The following is a 22,357-nucleotide window of genomic DNA, read 5'->3' as shown; positions in this document are numbered from 1 at the left end:
TAACAGAATAGTTCACAAACAACAGAAAATAACGAACGATATAACGTAAATACAGCGTAAAATCCGGAAATAACTGTTAAAATACGAACAATAAATTAAAAATAGAAAATGCAATTCGAAAAAACATTGAACTTTTGATAGCCCGGTGATAGACTCTGGTATATCCAATCGATAATGAAATGCTTCATGACGATGGAAATGACACACAGACAGCGTAGGAAAGAAGAAAAGGCATGGTCTGAATGGTTCAAGGGAGGGGTACATGATGATGCCAAAACTCGTTGCACTGAACGGGGGAATGCTGGATTCCCTGGTGCTGGATTTATCTCTGCTGGGAATCCTGTTGATCGTAGGGACGATCATCCGGTTGAAGATTGGGTTCCTGCGGAAATACCATATACCAGCCTCTCTGGTTGCCGGACTGATCGGGCTGGCCATGGGACCCTTCTTCCTGGGCATCATTCCCAAAGAAGTAACCACCAGCTGGGCAGGGTTCTCCGGTCGTCTGATCACTTTCGTATTTGCACCCATGCTGATGTTCAACAGCACCCGCAGCGGGAAGAGCACTCTGAAAAAAGTGGCCAGCGGAATTTCCTTTGCCTGGATGACCTCTCTGGCACAATATGCAGTCCCCATGCTGCTGAGCCTGTTCATCCTGATTCCGCTGTTCCACGTGGATCCGTTGTTCAGCTGCATCGTGGAAGAAGGCTGGCTGGGCGGCCATGGGACCGCCGGCGGCATGGCCCAGGTATTTGAAGAACTGGGCTGGGCGGACGGAGCTTCCCTTTCCGTCACTTCCGCTACCTTCGGCCTGATCTGGGGCGTGGTCAGCGGCATGATCCTGATCAATATCGCCGTACGCAAGGGCTGGACCCATTATTTCCATGACGATAAGGCTTCCCTGAAAGCCGAAGCCACCGAAATCTACGCCGCCGATGAACGGCCGGTCGCTTCCCGTGCCACCATCGAAAACGGCGTCATCGATTCCCTGGCCTTCCATTTTGCCATCCTCTGTGTGGCCGTATTCTTTGGCTGGATCGGTAAGATGCTGCTGAAGACCTACCTGCATCTTTCCATTACCTGGTATGTAACGGCCCTGTTCTCCGGGCTCATCATGCGGGAAATCATGAATCACACGTCCTGGAAGGATTGCCTGGACCGGGCCACCATGAGCCGCATCCAGGGCATCTGCCTGGAACTGCTGGTCACCGGGGCTGTGGCCTCTGTGAACATTCCGGTGGTCGTAAAGTTCGCCGTACCGCTGATCATCCAGCAGGGTGTGATGATGGCTGTGATGTTCTTCGGCCATATCTGGTACGTCCGTCATTTCTACGGAGAAGATTGGTTCGAATACAACATGATCCACTATGGCACGGCTACGGGTGTATTTGCCACCGGTATGCTGCTGCTGAAGACCTGTGATCCGGAAATGAAATCCGATGCCCTGGAAGTTACGGCTATGGTCAGTCCCTTTACGGACTGGGCTCTGGGCGGCGGCGTCCTGACGGCCATGATGCCCTACTGGGTCACCCAGTTCGGGTTCATGAATGTAACCGCAGTCGTTACCGCATTGGTCCTGGTACTGGCCTTCGTTCCGAAACTGCTGGGCACCTGGCATCCGTTTACGGAATATGCTCCGGCCAGAGCTGCAAAACCTGCAGCCACCGCCATGCCGGCCATGGCCAAGAACTGAAGGAAGCTTACTTTTGAAAATCACTGAAGCATAAAGGGGAGACGACAATGAGTACAGCGGAAAAAGAAATCGAACAGGAAGAAGCAACCCGGATCCTGGAGCACCCGATCCTGGGGCTGCAGAACGAAGACAAGAAAATCGTCGAATTCACTTTCGATGGAAAGACTTTGCAGGGATATGAAGGAGAACCCATCGCGGCCGCACTGAAGGCCGCGGGGGTCCTGATCCACCGGTACACCCAGAAGCAGCACAAGCCCAGAGGCATCTTCTGTGCCATCGGGCGCTGTACCGATTGCGTCATGATCGTGGATGGCAAACCGAATATCCGTACCTGTATGACTCCTCTGAAAGCGGGGATGAACGTCCAGACCCAATACGGGGTCAGCCCGCTTCCGTTCGACCAGCAGGGTACAGCCGTCAAGAAGTAGCAAGAGCAGCAGACAGAGGGGAGAGATGGAACATGCAAATGGTACGGTATGATCTGGTCATCGTGGGAGCAGGGCCTTCCGGGCTTTCTGCCGCTATCCAGGCAGCAAAGAAAGGGCTGCAGGTGGTGGTGCTGGACGAAAACGCCCGGCCCGGAGGCCAGCTGTTCAAACAGATCCATAAATTCTTCGGTTCCAAGGAACACAAAGCCAAGATCCGGGGCTTCCGGATCGGGCAGGAATTATTGGCAGAAGCCGATGCTGCCGGCGTGCAGGTCATCCTGAACGCCACGGTCATCGGCTTGTACCAGGACAAAGAAGTGGTGTATCGGATGGGCGAGGAAATCTTCCACATCAAGGGGGATACGGTGATTATCGCCACTGGGGCTTCGGAAAACATGGTGCCCTTCGAGGGCTGGAACCTGCCAGGTGTCATGGGCGCCGGGGCGGCCCAGACCCTGATGAACCTGTACGGCGTGCGGCCCGGCAAGAAGATTTTGATGCTGGGGTCCGGCAACGTGGGCCTGGTGGTCAGCTTCCAGCTGCTGCAGGCGGGCTGCGACGTGGTGGCTCTGGTGGATGCGGCACCCAAGATCGGGGGCTATGGCGTCCATGCGGCCAAGGTGGCCCGGACGGGGGTTCCCTTCTATACTTCCCATACCATCAAGAAAGCGGAAGGTACGGACCATGTGACCGGCGTCACCATCGCCCAGGTGGACAGCCATTTCCAGTTCATCCCGGGTACGGAAAAACATTTCGACGTGGATACCATCTGCGTGGCCGTAGGGCTTTCTCCCATGTCCCAGCTGCTGAAGATGGCCGGCTGCGACATGGAAGACAACCCCAAACGGGGCGGCCAGGTGCCTATCTGCGATGAATACGGACGGACCTCTATTCCCGGACTGTTCGTGGCCGGGGATGTATCCGGCATCGAAGAAGCCAGTTCGGCCATGATCGAGGGCCGGATGGCCGGGGAACTGGCCGCGGAATACCTGGGCTATACCAGCGAAGCGGAGGAAACGGAAACCCTGAAGGGGCTGGATGCAGCGCTGGACGGCCTGCGGCAGGGCATGTTCGCTCCCAAGAACCGGGGTAAGACCATTACGGAAACCGAGGAAGGCATCCCCATTTCCACGAACCTGCTGCAGAAGGGCTATGTGACCGATGAGGAAATCACCCGGTTCCCGGGGGTCAGCGAAGGAGAGGCCATCCATCCGGTGATCGAATGCACCCAGAACATCCCCTGCAACCCCTGCCAGGACGTGTGCCCCGCTCACTGCATCAAGGTGGGCAGCAACATTACGGCCCTGCCCAGCCTGGAAAAAGACGCCAAATGCCTGGGCTGCGGCCTGTGTGTAGCCAGCTGTCCCGGCCAGGCCATCTTCCTGCTCCAGGAAAAGAAAGCAGAAGGGACCGCCGAGATCACCCTGCCCTACGAGTTCCTGCCCCTGCCGGCGGTGGGCGCCAAGGGTATCGCCCTGGGACGGAACGGGCAGAAGGTCTGCGACGCCGAGGTGGTGGCCGTGAAATCCCTGCCCGCCTTTGACAAGACCAGTCTGCTGACCATGAAAGTGCCCATCGCCTATGCCATGAAGGCCAGATTCTTCAAGACCGTCTAAGAGTGGCAGTTTCGTTGTAAAAGCGATTCCAGAAGAAAGAAAAGAGGTCCGTGACTTATGGGAAAACCGATAGATCGTTCGAGAGAGTTGGGAGAATTCGTACCGCAGCCCGATGATGACCTGATCATCTGCCGCTGCGAAGAAGTGACCAAGGGAGAAATCCGGCGGGCCGTCCATGATGGCATCTTCACCATGACGGAGATGCGCCGGTACCTGCGGTCGGGGATGGGCCTCTGCCAGGGCCAGACCTGCGCGAAACTGGTGAAGGGCATCATGGCCCGGGAAATGAAAGTGAGCCCGGCTGAACTGGATCCGGCCACGTCCCGGGCGCCCATGCGGCCCCTGGAAATGAAGATCTTTGCCAGTGAAGGAACGGAGGCCCGCAAATGAAGAACACAGCAGAAGTTGTTATCATCGGTGCCGGTATCATCGGCTGTTCCACCGCTTATTATCTGGCCAAACGAGGCGTCAGCGTCCTGGTGCTGGAAGGGGATAAGAGCATCGGAAACGGGGCCTCCTCCCGGAACGGGGGCGGCGTGCGGCAATCGGGCCGTGATCCCCGGGAACTGCCGCTCATGATGTACGGCGTGAAGAACATCTGGCCCCACCTGTCCGAAGAACTGGGCGTGGACTGTGAATACCACCAGGACGGGAACCTGCGGCTGGGCAAGACACCGAAACACCTGGAAATCCTGAAGAAACTGGCCGATTCCGCCAGCGCCTGCGGCGTAGGCGTCACCATGATCGACGGCAAACAGGTGCGGGAAATCAACCCCTACCTGTCCGACGAAGTCATCGGGGCCAGCTGGTGCCCCACCGATGGTCATGCCAACCCCCTGACCACCACCCTGGGTTTCTATGTGGCAGCCCGGCGGCTGGGCGTCCACTTCATCAGCGGGGATAAGGTGGTGCGGCTGCGGAAGATCAAGGGGCAGCTGCGCCAGGCCATCACCGAAAGCGGCGCCGTATACGAAGGGGATACCATCATGGTGGCTGCCGGCTACGCCAGCCGGTTCCTGGCTCAGACCGTGGGGATCGATGTACCTATGAAGGATATCATCATCGAAGCTCTGGTCACGGAAGCCGAACCCCATATGTTCGACCAGATGCTGGGCACCGCCGAAGCCGACTTCTATGGGCACCAGACCAAGCACGGTTCCTTCGTATTCGGCGGCGACTGCGGGTTGGAAGGGTTCACCATCGACCCGGTGGGCAAGCCCAATTCCAAGACCAACTACAGCATGACTGCACCGGCCATCTGCCGGGGCATCATGAAATACTTCCCGGATCTGCAGGATGCCAAGATCGTCCGGACCTGGGCCGGGGTGGAAGACCAGTGCGCCGATAAGGTGCCGGTGCTGGGCACCGTAGAGGAAGTACCTGGGATGGTGCTGGCCTGCGGTTTCACCGGCCATGGCTTCGGCATCGGTCCCGCCGTGGGCAACCAGCTGGCCATGCTGATCACGGAAAAGAAGACGGACATCGACCTGTCGGCCCTCCATTACGACCGGTTCAAGGCGAAGATTTGAGGGATTACAGGGAAAGTTACAAACAACATAAGTCGTACAACCATTGGTTCGTGGTTGTACGACTTTTTTGCGTGGAGAAAACAGACCTTCGTAGGGACGACCCGTGAGGGGCGTCCGAACCCAGGTCTGTTATATATTATCTTTAAATTGTTCTGTATAACAGAACAATAAGATTAATAATACTAAACATATATAAATTGCTCTTAAAGTCAGAAAAAATGACGACAGGTCTAAGAAAATTGGATAATTAGGCTCTACAATCATTAAGATAGAATACAATAAATTTTCTAAAAATAGCATTGACAACCAGGAATAGTTTAATTATACTGTACGTAAACAAGGACGAACGTTCAAGAATAATAAACACGGGAGGAATTCAAATGAACGCTGAGAAGTATATTGAAAAGGATCCGGTCATTCGGGAAGTCTCTGAAAAAAAGGAAACGGTATGGATCAATCCCCGGTTCCTGCCCTTTGATATGACCAATGCAGTCTGCAGCCTGGTGGTTTCGGATGCCATGATCGATGATGCGGCAGACCGTCTGCAGCGTTTTGCACCGTTTATTGAGAAATGCTTCCCCGAAACGGAAGTGACCCATGGCCTGATTGAATCTCCGCTGAAAGCCATTCCGGATATGCAGAAAGCCCTGGAGAAAGATTTTGACTGCACGATTCCCGGTAACCTGCTGCTGAAGATGGACAGCCATCTGGCCATCGCCGGGTCCATCAAGGCACGGGGTGGCATCTATGAAGTCCTGAAACATGCGGAAGATCTTGCCCTGGCAGCCGGTAAACTGAAGGTAACCGACAATTATGCCAAACTGGCCGAACCGGAAATGAAGGACTTCTTCCATCAATATACGGTACAGGTGGGATCCACCGGGAACCTGGGCCTTTCCATCGGCATCATGAGCGCGGCCTTGGGCTTTAAAGTCAAAGTCCATATGTCCATGGATGCCCGGCAGTGGAAGAAGGATTTGCTGCGGGAAAAAGGCGTGGAAGTCATCGAATATGCAGACGATTACTCCAAGGCTGTGGCAGAAGGCCGGCGCCTGTCCGATCAGGATCCTACCAGCTATTTCGTGGACGATGAGAAATCCATCAACCTGTTCCTGGGCTATGCAGTAGCAGCCCGCCGGCTGAAAAAACAGCTGGATGAAATGGGTATCAAAGTGGATGCAGAACATCCCCTGATTGTGTACATCCCGGCCGGTGTGGGCGGTGCTCCCGGCGGCGTATCCTATGGCCTGAAACGGATTTTCAAAGATAACGTCCATGTGTTCTTTACGGAACCGACCCTGTGTCCTTCCGTCCTGCTCGGGACGGCTACCCAGGAATTCGAAAAAGCCAATGTCCATGACTTCCATATCGATGGAATTACGGAAGCTGATGGTCTGGCCTGTGCCAGCCCCTCCGGTTTCGTAACCCGGATCATGACCAATCTGCTGTCCGGTGACTTTACGGTGGATGATTACCGGCTGTTCGACTTCCTGCGGGTTCTGAAGAAGACGGAAGATGTGGAAATCGAACCTTCCAGCTGTGCTGCTTTCATCGGGCCCTGCCGTCTGACGGTCTATGACCGGAGCAAAGAGTATTTGAAGAAGCAAAATCTGACGGATGAGAAACTGGCCAATGCGACGCAGATTGCCTGGGCTACGGGCGGCAGACTGGTACCTCCTGCCATCCGGGAAGAATACCTGAATACCTATCTGAAGAAATAAGGCAAGCAGACTGTACCTGAGGAGGGATTTCCATGAATGCATTCCCCATTATTGCGGGCCTGGTCCTGGCAGTACTGGTCCTGGTCATTTGTACCGTAAAACTGAAACTTCATCCATTCTTTGCATTGATTGCCACATCCTTTGTCTTTGCCATTGTTTCCGGCATGGGAATGGAGGCCATGCTGAAGGCTTTCGCCGACGGCATGGGTGGAACGGTGGCAGATATCGGTCTGGTCATTGCCCTGGGGACCGTAACCGGGGCCCTGCTGGAAAAATCTGGTGCGGCAGAGACCATGGCCAAGACCATCCTGAAGATTACGGGCAAGAAACATGCGGCTCTGGGTCTGGCCATTACCGGGTATTTCGTTTCCATCCCGGTGTTCTGTGATTCGGCTTTCGTACTGCTGAGCCCCATTGCCAAACGGCTTTCCCGGGATACGAAGATTTCCATGACCACCATGGCGATTTCCCTGTGCATGGGCCTGCATGCCACCCACATGTTCGTACCGCCCACTCCGGGTCCGCTGGCCGTAGCCGGCATCCTGAACGCCGACCTGGGGCAGGTCATCCTGTTTGGGGCTCTCGTATCCATCCCTGTGACGCTGGTTGCCTATCTGGCCTCCCTGTATGCCGGTAAAAAATATTACTATCTGCCCAAGAGCGTGGAAGATACACCGGAAAACCAGAACCTGCCCAGTGCCATGATGTCCTTTCTGCCCATCCTGGTACCCATCGCCCTGATGCTGCTGAAAACGGTGGGCAGCATGGTGAAACTGGAAGGGATGGCTGCCATGATTTTGAACATCGTGGGGACTCCGGCTGTAGCTCTTCTGATCGGCCTGCTGATTGCAGCGGTGGGCTATCACAACATCTTCCCGGAAGATACCAAGGCCTGGGGCTTTGATGGGGTCATTGCTGACGCTATGAGAACGGCTGGACAGATTGTCCTGATCGTTGGTGCCGGCGGTGCCTTCTCCGGGGTGTTAAAAGCATCCCCGCTGCGGGATATCCTGACGGCCAGCATGAGCGGCGTTTCCATCGGCATCCTGGCACCCTTCCTGATTGGGTTCCTATTCCGGACCTGCGTGGGTTCTGCCACTATCGCGATGGTTACCGCAGCCACCATGATCACTCCGCTGATCGATGTGCTGGGTTTCGGTTCTCCCATGGGCCGTATCATTGCCATGCTGGCCTGCGCTGCCGGCGGTATGATGGTCTTCCACGGCAACGATGACTTCTTCTGGGTAACGGCAACCACTTCCGATATGGATACGTCCATTGCCTATAAGACCCTGCCCATCATCAGTGTGCTGCAGTCCATGACGGCACTGGTGACGGTATTCATCCTGAGCATGGTCCTGCTCTGAATCCAGACAATCAAAAAGCCTGCTGTCAAGATTGACGGCAGGCTTTTTTCTGTTAAAAGGATGGTGGGTTGACAGCGAAAATCACCCGGACCAGTTTTTGGGAAGTATTGGTCCATTGGTGAGGATGGCGGGGCAGGATCCGGATGCTGTCCCCTTCGTTCAGTTCATAGGTATGATCATCTACGGTAATCCGGACGGAACCTTCCATCACATAAGCTGTTTCTTCCCCCTCGTGACCACGGGGAGCCTTGGTGGTTGAGGTGCCGGTAGGGATTTCCATCAAAATGAATTCGATGGAACTTTCCGTATCCGGAGTCAGCAACTTATAGGTGACTTCCGTTCCCCAGTGTCCGATGATCCGATGTTTTCCTTTCCGGACAATCTGATCTTCTGCCGAAGGCTCCTGGGGTTTGAAAAATTTGTAGAGAGGAACATCCAATGCTTCTGCAATGTTCTTCAACGAATTGATGGAGGGATTGACGATGTTGTTTTCAATCTGGCTGAGCATGGAAGCAGAAATTTCTGCCCGGGTGGCCAGTTCCCGTAAACTCATTTTGGCAGCTTTCCGGTATTCCTGGATCCGGCCTCCAATATCCATGTCTTCCATAGGGTGTACTCCTTTGCTGAGTGATTCTAGTCCCTTTATTGTACCATAGAACGGGGAAAGAAGCAGATTGGAAACGGAAAATACACAGAGGTATATTCGGCGATATATCCCGAGAGTGGCCTATATGCTGGTTTCAGACTGCTCCAGTATGCGGTGCTCCTTTCCTTCTCGTGGCTCGTGACTCATAGCTCACGGCTCATGGCCCTTGCAGGGAATCTTACCGACAAGCAACGTACCGTCCGACTTACGCAAAAACGGGACCACCGCATTGAGCGATGGTCCCGTTTTCCTCACTTTTTCACTGCCATGCGCAGCCGTTCGATGCTCTGGGTCAGGTTCTCCAAGGTATCTAATTCAATATGGATGACTCTCACAAGCAGATTTGAAATGATTTGCCAATTTACAAAGTGGCTCTCAAGAGGAAAATGGGTGGCTCTCTATTATCGTTAAATTCACGACTGAGATTGGCTGTTTTAATGCGGCCAGGATTGGCGTTTTTAACCCGACTCTAATAGCAGGAAATCATTGGGAGCTATGCCTTACAGGTTATAGGTTATATCAATGTCGCATATATTTTGAAAATTCAGTGCCAACAGGATATCATGAAATCAAACCTCATGGGGAAGCGGAAAAAACAATGGAAGAGAGGGGGAAATAAAAATGGCGACTGGGACCCAAAAAGTACAGCCGAAAAAAGAGATTCCGTTATACGTCAGAATCTTCATTGCACTCGGTATCGGGATTGCTTTTGGCTACGTATTGAATATGATGGGTGGCACACACAATCCGGTCATTAACAGTTACATTCTACCGTTCCTGCAATTCTTGGGAGACTTTTTCATTAAGTTGATCAAGATGGTTATCGTACCATTGGTATTCTTCTGTATTGTTGATGCAGCATTATCTCTTGGTGATATCAATAAACTGAGAAGCATTGGTGTAACTACGATTATTTGGTTTTTGGCTACAGGGATGATTTCGGCAATGATCGGCCTTTTCTGGGTAAACTTGATCCAACCAGGGAAAGGCTTGCAACTGGGAACCGTAACAGGTGGTGTGAAGGCTAAAGAATTGCCTGGTATGTATCAGACGATTTTGGATTTCATTCCAGACAATCCATTTGCTTCGTTGTCAACTGGATCTATGATGCAGATTATAGTATTTTCCTTGTTCATCGGTTTTGCAATCATTTCACTGGGCAAAAAAGCAGAACCTCTGGGGAAAATCTTCAATATGTTGTCGATGGCAATGTTCAAAATCGTAGATTACGTCATTGCGATTATTCCGGTAGGGGTATTTGGTCTGATGGCGACTACGATGACCAAATATGGGACAGCTATCTTTGGACCGGTATTGAAGTTCATTTTAACTGACTATCTGGCCTGTCTGACGACTACGTTCGGCGTCTACACATTACTGCTGGCTTTTGTGGCACGGGTGAATGTGATTACGTTCTGGAAGAAAGCCTTTTCCAGCTGGTTGGTTGCATTCAGTACTTGTACCTCCAGCGCTGCATTACCGGTATCGATGGATATCGCACCTAACAAAATGGGGGCTCCCAAAGATATTTCCAGTTTCATCTTACCCTTGGGTTGTACAGCCCAGATGAACGGAACTTGCGCTTATTTTGCAGTCGTCATTTTGTTCGCGGCACAGCTGTACGGGGTTGATTTGAGCCTCACCCAGCAAGTTTTACTCTGTGTACAGGCAACCTTTTTGAGTGTAGGTTGTGCAGCAACTCCGCAAATTGGCCTGGTCATCAGCTTAACGCTCATGACGCAGATGGGGCTTCCATTAGATGGCTACTCTTTGGTAGCAGGGATTTATCGAATTGTTGATCAAATCCATACCGCAACCAACTCGGTGGGGGATCTTGTGGCAACCTTATGTATTTCCAATATGCAACATGAACTTGATCATCAGAAATTTGATGACTTGTCATTGATTGGACAGAGTGCTCCACAAGACGATGAAGTAGTTTGATTCTATCTTTTAACCATAGAAGATGTCGAGGGCAGGTGATATGTGAAAAAATACTGTTGTACGATTCAGCGGCATGTACTTTTGGTTTTGAATGATTCAAGAAAAAAGGAGAGATGAATTATGGCAGACAACAGAGTTATCGAATGTATGGAAAGAGCACAATATATCCTGGGCAACCTGATGGCGGTTAAACCGGGTGAAGAAGTCCTGATTGTTGTGGATCCTCAGACTGATGAACGGATGACCCAGGCTATGGCTGCTGCTGCCTTGAACTGCGGAGCAGAATATGGTGTATACATGATGCCGATCCGTGGTAAAGACAAGGCTACGATTTTCCCGAAATCTCTTGAACTGGGTATGGATGCCTGCGATGTATTTGTAGGTATGACCACGGCCTCCGGGGCAGCAATTTATAACAACCACCTGAAAGAATTGATCACCCAAAAGAAGCTGCGTGAAGTTTCCATTTGCCTGCGGAGCATCGATAACTTTACTCGCGGCGGTGCTTTGGCCGACTATGAAGAAGTATATCGGGATGGCGAACGGCTGCAGGCAATCTGGAGAGGTAAGAAGACCGCTCATGTAACGACTCCTGCCGGTACGGACCTGTATATGGAAATGAATCAGATGGAACCGATCATTGAATGCGGTATTGCACGGAACCCGGGTGATGCCATGGCCTGGTCCGATGGCGAAGTTTCCCTGGGACCTGTTATCGGTACGACTCATGGTAAATTGGTCATCGATGGGCCTATCTGCTACTATGGATGCCCCAATACGCCGGTTGAGCTGCGTATCGAAGGTGGCCGTATCGTAGAAGTAGTTGGCGGTGATCCCAAGATTTGCAAAGAAATCAGACGGCAGATTGCTGAAGTCAAAGACAGTGACAACATTGCAGAAATCGGGCTGGGCCTGAACCCGGCATGCATGTTCAACGGTGACTTTGAAGAAGAAAAGAAAGCACGTGGGACCTGCCATATTGCAATGGGCAATGGCTTCTATTATGGCCAACCGGCTAGAAGCACTGTTCACATCGACATGGTGCAATACAATCCGACGGTAATCTTTGATGAAGGTGAACCTACTGAAACCCTGATTGTAAAAGATGGGAAAGTTGTTTGCCTGGGCGATAAATAAAGAGTAATCAGTGTCCAAGGGTTCGTCTATAGATAAAATAAATGCCCAGTGTTTGATGGTAACGGCTTTTATTGATATCGATAGATGAACCCTTTCCTTACAGGATCAATAAAGGAGGATTAAACCATGGAAAAGGATAGATTAGTAAAAATTGCATTGGGTCAGTTCACTTCAGTACAAGGAGATACTACCAAAAATTTACAGAAAATTCTAGATATGACAGACAAGGCAGCTGCTCAAAATGCAGATTTGATTGTATTCCCTGAATTGGCTTATTCCGGATACTTCTGCAACTCTCTGCAGATGCAAGAATTGGCAGAACCCCAAGATGGTCCTTTTGTGCAGACTTTATGTAAAAAAGCAAAGGAAAAGAAAATCCATATTATTGCTGGTTATCCGGAATCCTGCGGAATCCCTGGGAGAATTTATAATTCTGCAATCTTTATTGATGATGGTGGGAAGGTCATTGAAAATATGCGTAAGGTTTATGCCTGGGGAACTGAAAAATTAAAGTTCCGTGAGGGAAATCGGTATCCGGTTGTTAACACAAAATTTGGCAAAGTCGGGATGCTTATTTGTTATGATGTAGAATATCCCGAACCTGCAAGAATCGAAGCATTGAAAGGTGCTGAAATCATTGTGGATTGCAGCGTTTGGAGTATCGACCCTGCAGAACATAGATGGCATGTAGATTTACAAGCAAACGCGTTGTTCAATCTCCTGTTTACTGTTGGCTGTAACACGGTAGGAGATAATGTATGTGGCAGTTCCATGATCGTTGGACCTGATGGGGAAGAAAGAGTAGTAGCATCTCGGACAGAAGAAGAATTGCTGATCCATGAAATTAATCTGAACGAAATCATTGAAATTCGGAGTCGGATTCCTTATATGAATGATTTTAAAGAATCCACTTTTTCGATGGACGCGATAAATAAATACTGAAGACAATAAATTCACAAAAGCAGTACGAGAGGAGGGAACTAGATATGGATGCAGACGTAAAAAAAGATACAGGTTCTCTTTATGAAGAGGGCGCTCTTAAAGTAAGAAAATTAACTCCGTTGCAAGTTATTTTTACAGTTGTTGGATGTGGCGTTGGATCAGGTTGTTTGGGAACAGCTTATGGGGCAAGGTATGCCGGATTTCCTGTGATTGCATTTTGGCTGATTGTTTCTGGGATTACGACTTTGTTTTCGATGTACTATGTTGCAGAAACGGCCTTACGGACAAAACGAATGATGCAATTACCTGGGCTGGCAGAGAGATATGTAGGACCGATAGGAAAGATCTTAATTTTTCTGGCTGTAACTTTAAACTCTTTCAGTTGCTTGATCGCTTACTTTAACGGCAGTGGAAGTATCCTGAACAAGCTGCTGGGTGTTCCGGATTGGGTCGGGACCATGATGTTCCTGATTCCTGGTATGTTGGTTGTTTATTTCGGTTTGAAGGCTGTTGGAATGGCAGGAGAATATCTTTGAGCTGACCCCCAATTGTTAGACCAAAAATCTAACAATTGGGGGTCAGTTTTTTATGGCAAAACACAACTATGAATTTAAGAAAAAAATAGTACTGGAATACTTGAACAGTGACGAAGGGTGTATTTCTATTTCACGTAAATATGGGATGGCAAGTAGCAGCCAGCTGCTAAAGTGGGTTGCTGCTTACAAGGCATTTGGTGATAATGGACTGAAGAGATCCCGCTCTCAAAAAATATACTCTTTCAAAGAAAAACTTTCTGTGGTAGAGTCTTACTTAACAAACGAAATCTCGTATCAGGAATTGGCAATTCAAGTAGGAATCAATAATCCATCCATGATTTCCAGATGGGTCAATGAATTTAAAATTGCGGGGCCGGAAGCGTTACGGCCACATAAAAAAGGCAGGAAGAGAACTTTGAACAAATCTCAAACCAAAAAAACAGATCCCCAGGTTCAGCAGCCGATGGTCGACATCAGTGTGGAACATGTCCAGGAGTTAGAGGATGAACTCCTTAAACTCCGTATAGAGAATGCTTTTTTAAAAGAACTGAGGAGACTGCGTTTAGAGGACGAAGCAAAAATGAGAGAGTTGCGAAAATCATCTCCAGTCTCCGAAGATCATTCAAATTGAAAGACCTTCTCTCCTATACTCAAATGCCTAAAGCGACCTATATGTACTGGCAGAAACGGTTTGACCGCGTGAATCCAGACCAGGAAGTAGAGGACAAAATACAGGAAATCCGCAGCCAGCATAAAGATTATGGATATCGGCGCATGACCGGTGAGCTGAAGAATCAAGGGCTTTGCGTGAACAAGAAGAAAGTTCAACGTATCATGCAGGAACTGAGCCTTCAGGTAACATCCTTTACCCGGAAAAGCCGTAAATACAGCTCCTATAAGGGTAAGGTAGGAACCATTGCTCCCAATAGAATACATCGTCGTTTTGAGACGAATATCCCACATCAGAAGATTACAACCGACACTTCAGAATTCAAATACTATGAAGTAGATCCACAGGGACATCTGACCCTGCACAAGCTTTATCTGGATCCTTTCCTGGACATGTTCAATGATGAAATCATCAGCTATGGAATAGCAAAACGTCCTTCGGCTGAAAGCATACTGGAAGCTCAAGCTGAAGCAATCGAAATTACTGCTGATTGTCCGTATCGAAGAACGTTTCACTCCGATCAGGGTTGGGCATACCAAATGAAGGCCTATGCCAGGAATCTAAAAAAAGGACGAATTTTTCAAAGCATGTCTCGAAAGGGCAACTGTCATGATAACGCTGTAATGGAGAATTTCTTCGGCTTAATGAAGCAGGAAATGTATTATGGAGTAATCTACTACAGCTACGAAGAACTAAAAAACGCTATCGAACGATACATTAAATACTATAACGAGCAAAGGATCAAGGAAAAACTATGCTGGAAAAGTCCTGTTCAATATAGGCTTTCCTTGCAGGCAGCATAAAAAAGTAACGAGACAGTAAAAACCATCTCGTTACTAAGGTCTAACTTTTTGGGGTCACATCAAAAAGAGCCTTGCCTTTATTTTTTTTGTTATATTGCAAATGAAAAGAGCTGGGAGTATAGGAAAGGCCGGTCCGACGTCGATTTCCCCAGCTTTCGCAAATGATCTGGATTTTCATGTGAATGTCAACCAAAAAGTGAGCCACTTGCTCACGAATTTTTGAGCCACTCATGCTCATGAAAAAGTGAGCCACCTGCTCACGAATTTTTGAGCCACTTAAGCATTCGTCATCTTCTGTTTGCTGCTGTGCAAACGGTAAGACTGTCCATTCATATTTAAAACACTGGAGTGGTAGGTGAGCCGGTCGACCAATGCGGCAACCAGCGTCTCGCTGGCAAACATCTCCGTCCATTTGGAAAACTCCAGGTTTGTCGTAATCACTGTACTGGCTCTTTCACTCCTTTCGGCAATCACTTTGAACAACATTTCAGATTCTTCCTGGTTGAATCTTGCATAACTTAATTCATCTATGAGCAGCAGGTCTGCTCCGCTCAAAGTTTTTTCCATCTTGCGCAACTGGTAATCATCATGGGCTTCACATAGCTCAGTTGCCAGCGTTGTGGCATTGCAGAAAATGACCTTCCAGCCCAGCAGACAGGCTTTCACTCCAAGGGCTGTCATCAGATGTGTTTTCCCCGTCCCCGGATTACCGATCATCACCAGGTTCTCATGCCTCTTTATGAAATCGCAGCTTGCCAGCTGCTTCACATATTCAGGCCGAACATGTTCCAGCCTTGTGAGATCAAACTCTTCCAGGGTCTTGAGCATGGGAAAGTGCGCTCTCTTCAGCCTGCGTTGCTGCTGTTTTTCCTGACGGGATGCATATTCCCGCTTCATCAACCCGAGCACGAATTCTTCCAGGCTTTGTCCGGGGCGGAATTTTTCCGCTGGTTCACCGACGTCTTTGAAAGTGGGAAGTTTAAGCTGTTTCGCATAGAAACGGAGTGCTTCCTTTACACCTGCGTCCTGCACATAGTGCCTCCTTCCTGTAAAAGCTGGTCATACATTGAAAGATCTGTCTGCTGCACTTTTACCGGGTCGGTAAGGATATGCGCTTTCCTGTCGGAAACCATAAATTGCTCTTTGTGCTCCCAAAAAGCGTTCTCTCCGTCGGCAGCACATAGCCGCAGAATCTCAACCAGCTGTTCGCTGCTGAATGCATTGGTCTCCAGGAACTGTAGCAGGGCAGCACTGAGGTTCTGCCGTACCGGTTTTGCTTCCAGGATGCTGCGCGGCTTGTATTCCAGCAACGGCAGATAATGCGCAAGTTTCAGAATCTGCTGGTTTTGCCCATAGTTTCTGGCGTGTTCAGCAATCAGTTCCCCCTTGGCAAAGATCCGAATCTGTTCAGCATAGGCTCGCACCGTGACCTCCTGTCCCACATATTTCACGGGCACAGAATAATCGTTAGCGACGAATCGGACAACAGAAAAGGGTGTTACTCGGCAGACTGCTGCTCTGCTTGCATCAAAAGGGCTGCCCGGCAGTGGGCAGAGACGTTTCTGGTCTTCCAGGAGCAGATCCTTTACAGGGTTCTCCCGTCCAGGGATTTTATGCGTATTCGCATACACCTTGCATTTATCCAGCAGGAGTCTGTTCAATTCGTCCAGCGCATCTACTCTGGGTACAGGGACAAAGACATTCCGGCGGACCCAGCCTACGAGATTCTCCACCAGTCCTTTTTCATTTCCACTCCGGACATTGCAGAAAACGGTATGGAAGCAATAATGGGCTGCAAATGCTTCATACTTTTCCTGGGCAATGGCTTCTTTGCCACCTTTTTCCTTAACGGCTACCCGGTCATTGTCAAAAATGACCTTAGCAGGGACGCCCCCAAAGAATTCCAGAGCTTTTCTCAATGCTTCAAGTAAAGCTTCCGTATTCTTCCTGCGGAAACAGACCACGAAAGGAGCACAGCTGTAGCAAAGGCGGGCACAAAAGAAATTGACTTTAGTACGCACTCCTTTGAGGTAAACCACAGCTTCACCCCAATCAATCTGCATCGCATCACCTGGAAGGTGAGCCAAAGGGACGAAGGCTTCCTGAAGATTGCCACGTAACAGATGAACGCAGCGCCGGACTGTGCTTGCACCTCCTGTAAATCCAGTTTCTTCTACCAGGCGGTCATAAATCCGCTTGGCTGTGTGGTGCTGCTTCTTATTGGGTTCTTTCGCATCTTCATCCAGACAGCTCTGGATGAATCGAGTCACCTCCTCTGTAATCACTGCAGATGTCCGATGATATTCGCAGCGGATGCCCGGGAGTGCATTTCCTTTGCAATACTTGGCCACAGTATTACGGGAGATATGCATTTCTCTGGCAATCTGGCGGATAGATTTTCCATCGCGAATGTACATCTGGCGAATTTGACCATAATCTTTCATAGTGATGACCATCCTAACATCAATCCCCTTAGAATCAAATTACTGACTCTAGTATAGGGGAACTTGTTTCAGAGTGGCTCACTTTTTCATGAGCATTTAGATCTTAAATGGCTCACTTTTATATTAGCATTCACATTTTCATTGGATACGGGAAGGCAGAAGCTAAAATATAGCAAAAAAGCATCAAACATTTATCGTTTTCGTGCAAAAACAGCCAAAAACATTTTTCAGTTTGTGTAAGCGCAACAAAAGAGGGGATAAAGTTGCTGTTTCGGAGAGAGGTTTATGAAAAATTCCTGTACTGGAAAAAGGCATTTGGTTCTTCGGCAGTATTGCCGGAAGGCACCCGCAGTATTGGAAAAAACACTGTCATCAAAAATCCATAGTGAAGTTTCATGTTAAAATGGCTTTGCGAGACACCATCAATAAAGGAGCAATCATTATGGATTTTTATCCATAGTAAAAAAATTAAGGACGTACGTACTACACCCGGACAGGAACAGCCCCTTGTTCCTTTTGCTGGAGAAGTGGATAATAAAGAAAAGAGTAAGGAGGTATGGGTATGGAACTTTTCGAGTTGCTGGCGGCTCGTCGGAGTGTACGGCAGTATACGGAAGAACCGGTCAGCCGGAAGGCGTTGGAAAAAATCGTGGCGGCAGGGCTGATGGCACCCAGCAGCAAAAACCTGCACAGTACGGAACTGCTGGTGGTGGAGGACCGGTCTGTGGTAAAGGCCATGGCCCGGTGCAAGCCCCATTTTGCCCAGATGCTGGAGCAGGCCCCGGCCGCCATTGTGGTCATGGGGCGGCTGGATTCCCATGCCTGGGTGGAAGATGCTTCGGCAACGCTCATGGCGATGATGCTCCAGGCAACGGAACTGGGGCTGGGAAGCTGCTGGGTCCAGGTGCGGCACATGACAGCGGAAAAAAAGGGAGCCGACGGGCAGTGCCTCTCGTCCCATCAGTATCTGGCGGAACTGCTGGAACTGCCGGAAGGGGTGGAAGTGGAAGCCATCCTGGCCCTGGGCCATGGGGTCAAAAAACAGCGCCCCCGGACGCTGGAGGAAGCTCGTCCGGAACGGGTCCACTGGGGAAAGTTTTGAAGGGGCTGCGTCTGTAGCTACCACCATGCTGCGCATGGTCCCCCGCCCTTGAAATCTGTAGCTCCCCCTGCGGGGAGAACCCACCACCATGCTGACGCATGGTCCCCCGCCCTTGAAATCTGTAGCTCCCCCTGCGGGGGAGAACCCACCACCATGCTGACGCATGGTCCCCCGCCCTTGAAATCTGTAGCTCCCCCTGCGTGGGAGAACCCACCACCATGCTGCGCATGGTCCCCCGCCCTTAAAAAGGGCGGATATTGGGAAAATATAAAATCATAGGTTCATGAAAACGAGAAAGGACTTTCGATTCTTGCGAATGGAAAGTCCTTTTTTGTTATGGTGCAGTCGGAAGGGTCGGTTTGGTGTCTATTTCCCCAGCACTTCAAAAATCACCTGTTCCAGGGCCTTCGTAGCTTTGGAATGGTACCGTCCCGGTGCCATGGCCGTGCCCAGGGCGATGGAGGTGCCGTCTTTGCCCAAGGACAGCAACTGGGCCCGATGGAAGTACTGGCGGCTGCTGGCGTAGGTAAAGGCCAGGCCCAGGCCGCTGGCCCCCAGGGAGGCGGCAAAAAATGCGGTCAGGTTTTCGTTGTAATAGGTGGGGTTCATGCCGTGGCGCAGGAAGATCCTTCTGGCTTCCCGGCCCAGGATGGTATCGTAGCCGCTGAGCAGGAATTCGTAGCAGGCTGCATCCTGGATGTTGATGTACTGGGACAGCTGGGAGGGATGCACCCCGGCCTGTCCCTGATGGACGCACTCCATCACAGGATGATTGGGGCTGGTGATCAGGCAGATTTCGTCATTCATCAAAAAGCGGGCCTGGATGCGGCTGCGTTTTTCCGGCATGACCAGCAGGGCCAGGTCAATCTTTCCCGTGAGCAGCAGCTGTTCCAGGGCCAGGGAGTTCTCTTCCACAATCTGGACCCGGATCCCCGGGTATTTTTTCTGGAAAGCCTGGAGCACTGGAGGCAGCAGGAAGGAGCCCCGGAAGGAGCTGATGCCCAGGATCACGTGGCCACCTTTCAAATTGCCGATATCCTGGATCTCATCTTTGGCCCGGTGAAATTCGGAAAGGGTATCCTGGGCGAAGCGGATCATCCGTTTTCCCGGTTCGGTGGGACGGATGCCGCTGGAGGTGCGGATGAACAGTTTGTATCCCAGCTGGGATTCCGTGTTGCTGAGGAATTGGGACAGGCTGGACTGGGCCATGAACAGCCTTTCGGCAGCCCGGGAAATGCTTTTTTCTTCGGCCAGGGCCAGTAAATATTGAAGTTCTCGAAGATCCATTGTGCTTTCTCCTTTGCCATCGGTTTATCCGATATAACATATCGCATTTTATCGTCTTCTGCAATAGGAAATGGAGCGGTACACTAAAAGCAAATTTATTCAGAATACTTTCATAACAAGGAGGAGCACTATGAGCAGAGTTTCCCTGAAGGGTATTTGTGATATGCATGTACACACCAATCCGGATCTGCGGCTGCGGGCCTACAACGATCTGGAACTGGCAGATGCGGCGGTACGGGTGGGGGCCCGGGCCATTGTGATCAAATCCCACCTGGGCTTTACGGTGAACCGGGCGAATATCGCCAATGCCTATGTGAAAAAGGTCTATGGGGATAAGACCAACTTCACCATGTACGGTGGGGTGGTCATGAACAAAGTCATCGGCGGGGTGAATCCGGAAGCCGTGGAAAAAGGCCTGAAACTGGGAGCCAAGGTCATCTGGCTGCCCACCCAGTCTGCCCGGCGGCATCTGGAGAAGATGGGCAAGGACCCGGATGACGGGATCCAGCTGGTACGGGACGGGAAGGTAATCCCGGAACTGGAAAGTGTGTTCCGGCTGATCCGGGACCATCACGCGGTCCTGGCCACGGCCCATGTTTCTCCGGAGGAAGCGTTTGTGGTGGTGGAAGCGGCCCGGAAGGCCGGCGTGGAAAAAATCGTGATCACCCATCCGGAATGGTGGGTGTGCGGCTATACCCTGGAAGACCAGATGCGACTGGTGAAGGATTATGACGTGATCCTGGAACGGTGCTACGCCCAGAATATGGGGAAGGGCAAGAAGTACCACATGAACCTGCGGGAAAATGCGGAACTGATCCAGGCTGTGGGCTACCAGCATGTGATGGTGGATACGGACGGGGGCCAGACGGAAAATCCCGACTGGGAAACGGAAATCTATGAATACATGCACTACCTGGTGGAATACGGCATTCCGGAAGAACAGGTCTATTACATGACCAAAACCATCCCTTATCGGCTGCTGGATATTCCAGATGAACCGGTGGGCGCCTGTAACGCATAAAGAATCAGGGGGAGGAAACGAAAATGTTGAGCGCTGCGATTATCCTGGCCATTGCCATTGCCATTTACCTGGGGTATAAAACCAGTCTGAATACCGGGCTGTTCTGTATCGTTTTTGCGTACCTGATCGGGTGCCTTGTCATGGGTCTGAAGCCGAAAGCGGTGATCGGTTTCTGGCCCATCAGCACCATGTTCGTGATCCTGTCTGTTTCTCTGTTCTACAATGTGGCAGCCATCAACGGGACACTGGAAAAAATGTCCGGTTCCCTGCTGTATTCCTGCCGGAAATTCCCGGGGATGCTGCCCTATGCGCTCTTCGGCGTAGCTGTGATCCTGTCTGTGATGGGGGCAACCTATTTTACGGTACTGGCTTTCCTGGCACCCATCACCCTGCTGATTTGCGATGAATCCCGGATGGACAAACTGACCGGAGCTGTGGCCATCAACTGCGGGGCCCTGTGTGGAGGGAACTTCCCCACTTCCAATCTGGGAGTGATTTTCCGGGGCCTTTCTGATACGGCCTATGAGTCTCTGAAACTGACGGCTCCCATGGATTCCTTTGCCATGGAAATGGAAATCTTCCTGCTGTCCCTGGTGTTTTCTCTGGCGCTGATCACCGTATTCCGTTATGGGATCAAAGCCAATCGGAACATTGGTAAAGGTGTCACCTTCAAGCAGCCGGAACCGTTCACGCCGGTACAGAAACAGACCCTGACCCTGATGCTGGTGATGATGGTGGTGGTGTTGATTTTCCCGCTGCTGAAGATTTTCGTGCCGGGGAATCCCACCATTTCCTATCTGGCCGGTAAGGTGGATGTGGGGCTGGTGGCCATCATCTTTGCGGTGATTGCATTGCTGCTGAAACTGGCTCCCCAGAAGGAAGCCATTGCCAGGATTCCCTGGAACACCATTGTGATGATTGCCGGGGCCGGGATGCTGATTTCCGTAGCCGTAAAAGCCGGGACCATCAAGATGCTCAGCACCTGGGTGGGGGCCAATGTGCCCACGCTGCTGATCCCTCTGGCGTTCTCCATCATTGCGGCCATCATGAGCTTCTTCAGTTCTACCACCGGGGTGGTGGCGCCTGCGTTATTCCCGCTGATTCCGGGGCTGGCGGAAAGTACAGGGCTTTCTGCCGGGGCGCTGTTCGCCTGCACGGTGCTGGGTGCACAATCCAGTGCCATCAGCCCGTTCTCTTCCGGCGGTTCTCTGATTCTGGGATCCACGCCCAAAGAAGAAGACCGGACCACCCTGTTCAACAAACTGCTGCTTCGGGCTGTACCGGTGAGTGTGCTGGCCTGTGCAGCGTACAATTTCCTGGTTGCCTTTGTAATGTAAGGGAAAAGGGAATCATCTGTAGCTCCCCCTGGGGGAGAACCCACCACCATATTGACGCATGGTCCCTATATCCGCCCTTGAAAAGGGCGGATATAGGGAATGTTATTTGTGGACGAATTCTCTTTCTTTTTGAC

The 22,357-nt window shown here is 50.8% G+C and carries 20 protein-coding genes; 16 read left to right on the top strand and 4 right to left on the bottom strand.

The features are described 5' to 3' along the window. Positions 1-265: 265 nt before the first annotated feature. The 7 genes from BQ5462_RS01570 (at position 266) to BQ5462_RS01540 (ending at position 8,354) form a co-directional block, all read left to right on the top strand. Positions 266-1,693 carry a sodium/glutamate symporter gene (locus BQ5462_RS01570; protein ID WP_071141690.1) on the top strand — a complete coding sequence of 476 codons (1,428 nt, stop codon included), beginning with the start codon at positions 266-268 and terminating at the stop codon, positions 1,691-1,693. Positions 1,694-1,740: 47 nt separating this feature from the next. Continuing rightward, complete coding sequence (locus BQ5462_RS01565; RefSeq protein ID WP_071141689.1) at positions 1,741-2,121, top strand: (2Fe-2S)-binding protein; 381 nt, start codon at positions 1,741-1,743, stop codon at positions 2,119-2,121. A gap of 38 nt (positions 2,122-2,159) precedes the next feature. Beyond that, complete coding sequence (locus BQ5462_RS01560) at positions 2,160-3,737, top strand: FAD-dependent oxidoreductase (RefSeq protein ID WP_071141765.1); 1,578 nt, start codon at positions 2,160-2,162, stop codon at positions 3,735-3,737. Positions 3,738-3,794: 57 nt separating this feature from the next. After that, entirely contained in the window at positions 3,795-4,127 is a 333-nt protein-coding gene (locus BQ5462_RS01555) for a (2Fe-2S)-binding protein (protein WP_071141688.1), read from the top strand. After that, a complete protein-coding gene (locus tag BQ5462_RS01550) occupies positions 4,124-5,266 on the top strand; it encodes an NAD(P)/FAD-dependent oxidoreductase (RefSeq protein ID WP_071141687.1) in 1,143 nt (380 codons plus the stop codon). The genes BQ5462_RS01555 and BQ5462_RS01550 overlap by 4 nt, the downstream gene beginning before the upstream one ends. 380 nt (positions 5,267-5,646) lie before the next feature. Further along, a complete protein-coding gene (dsdA, locus tag BQ5462_RS01545; RefSeq protein ID WP_071141686.1) occupies positions 5,647-6,987 on the top strand; it encodes a D-serine ammonia-lyase in 1,341 nt (446 codons plus the stop codon). Between the two features lie 32 nt (positions 6,988-7,019). Next, entirely contained in the window at positions 7,020-8,354 is a 1,335-nt protein-coding gene (locus BQ5462_RS01540) for a GntP family permease (RefSeq protein ID WP_071141685.1), read from the top strand. A 52-nt stretch (positions 8,355-8,406) separates the two neighbouring features. On the opposite strand, the gene BQ5462_RS01535 is transcribed toward BQ5462_RS01540, so the two are convergent. Beyond that, on the bottom strand, positions 8,407-8,961 hold the full coding sequence (locus tag BQ5462_RS01535; protein ID WP_071141684.1) for a cupin domain-containing protein: 555 nt from the start codon (positions 8,959-8,961) through the stop codon (positions 8,407-8,409). Between the two features lie 660 nt (positions 8,962-9,621). On the opposite strand from BQ5462_RS01535, the gene BQ5462_RS01530 reads away from it, so the two are divergent. The 6 genes from BQ5462_RS01530 (at position 9,622) to BQ5462_RS11580 (ending at position 15,032) form a co-directional block, all read left to right on the top strand. Continuing rightward, positions 9,622-10,944 carry a dicarboxylate/amino acid:cation symporter gene (locus tag BQ5462_RS01530; RefSeq protein ID WP_071141683.1) on the top strand — a complete coding sequence of 441 codons (1,323 nt, stop codon included), beginning with the start codon at positions 9,622-9,624 and terminating at the stop codon, positions 10,942-10,944. A gap of 120 nt (positions 10,945-11,064) precedes the next feature. Further along, positions 11,065-12,081: an aminopeptidase gene (locus BQ5462_RS01525; RefSeq protein ID WP_071141682.1), complete on the top strand. Its 1,017-nt coding sequence runs from the start codon at positions 11,065-11,067 to the stop codon at positions 12,079-12,081. A gap of 126 nt (positions 12,082-12,207) precedes the next feature. Further along, positions 12,208-13,023 (top strand): nitrilase-related carbon-nitrogen hydrolase, encoded by an 816-nt coding sequence (locus BQ5462_RS01520; protein ID WP_071141681.1) that lies wholly within the window; start codon positions 12,208-12,210, stop codon positions 13,021-13,023. Between the two features lie 44 nt (positions 13,024-13,067). Then, a complete protein-coding gene (locus BQ5462_RS01515; RefSeq protein ID WP_071141680.1) occupies positions 13,068-13,559 on the top strand; it encodes an aromatic amino acid transport family protein in 492 nt (163 codons plus the stop codon). 52 nt (positions 13,560-13,611) lie between these two features. After that, positions 13,612-14,190, top strand: coding sequence for a helix-turn-helix domain-containing protein (locus BQ5462_RS11585; RefSeq protein ID WP_071141679.1), 579 nt, complete (start codon positions 13,612-13,614; stop codon positions 14,188-14,190). After that, a complete protein-coding gene (locus BQ5462_RS11580; RefSeq protein ID WP_407923319.1) occupies positions 14,157-15,032 on the top strand; it encodes an IS3 family transposase in 876 nt (291 codons plus the stop codon). The genes BQ5462_RS11585 and BQ5462_RS11580 overlap by 34 nt, the downstream gene beginning before the upstream one ends. 276 nt (positions 15,033-15,308) lie before the next feature. On the opposite strand, the gene istB is transcribed toward BQ5462_RS11580, so the two are convergent. Next, positions 15,309-16,064, bottom strand: coding sequence for an IS21-like element helper ATPase IstB (gene istB / locus BQ5462_RS01500; RefSeq protein ID WP_071141678.1), 756 nt, complete (start codon positions 16,062-16,064; stop codon positions 15,309-15,311). Beyond that, complete coding sequence (gene istA / locus BQ5462_RS01495) at positions 16,046-17,488, bottom strand: IS21 family transposase (protein WP_071141677.1); 1,443 nt, start codon at positions 17,486-17,488, stop codon at positions 16,046-16,048. Before istA ends, istB begins: the two co-directional genes overlap by 19 nt. A 550-nt stretch (positions 17,489-18,038) precedes the next feature. Here istA and BQ5462_RS01490 point away from each other — a divergent pair. Beyond that, positions 18,039-18,578, top strand: a complete 540-nt coding sequence (locus tag BQ5462_RS01490) for a nitroreductase family protein (protein WP_071141676.1) — start codon at positions 18,039-18,041, stop codon at positions 18,576-18,578. A gap of 366 nt (positions 18,579-18,944) precedes the next feature. On the opposite strand, the gene BQ5462_RS01485 is transcribed toward BQ5462_RS01490, so the two are convergent. Further along, entirely contained in the window at positions 18,945-19,865 is a 921-nt protein-coding gene (locus BQ5462_RS01485) for a LysR family transcriptional regulator (protein ID WP_071141675.1), read from the bottom strand. 130 nt (positions 19,866-19,995) lie between these two features. On the opposite strand from BQ5462_RS01485, the gene BQ5462_RS01480 reads away from it, so the two are divergent. Further along, on the top strand, positions 19,996-20,886 hold the full coding sequence (locus tag BQ5462_RS01480; RefSeq protein WP_071141674.1) for a DUF6282 family protein: 891 nt from the start codon (positions 19,996-19,998) through the stop codon (positions 20,884-20,886). 23 nt (positions 20,887-20,909) lie between these two features. Continuing rightward, entirely contained in the window at positions 20,910-22,223 is a 1,314-nt protein-coding gene (locus BQ5462_RS01475; RefSeq protein WP_071141673.1) for an SLC13 family permease, read from the top strand. Positions 22,224-22,357 lie beyond the last annotated feature (134 nt).

This window comes from Acidaminococcus timonensis, from assembly GCF_900106585.1.
Lineage (GTDB): Bacteria > Bacillota > Negativicutes > Acidaminococcales > Acidaminococcaceae > Acidaminococcus > Acidaminococcus timonensis.
The sequence above is the reverse complement of the archived record's forward strand: the minus strand, read 5'-3'. Positions and strand labels throughout refer to the sequence as shown.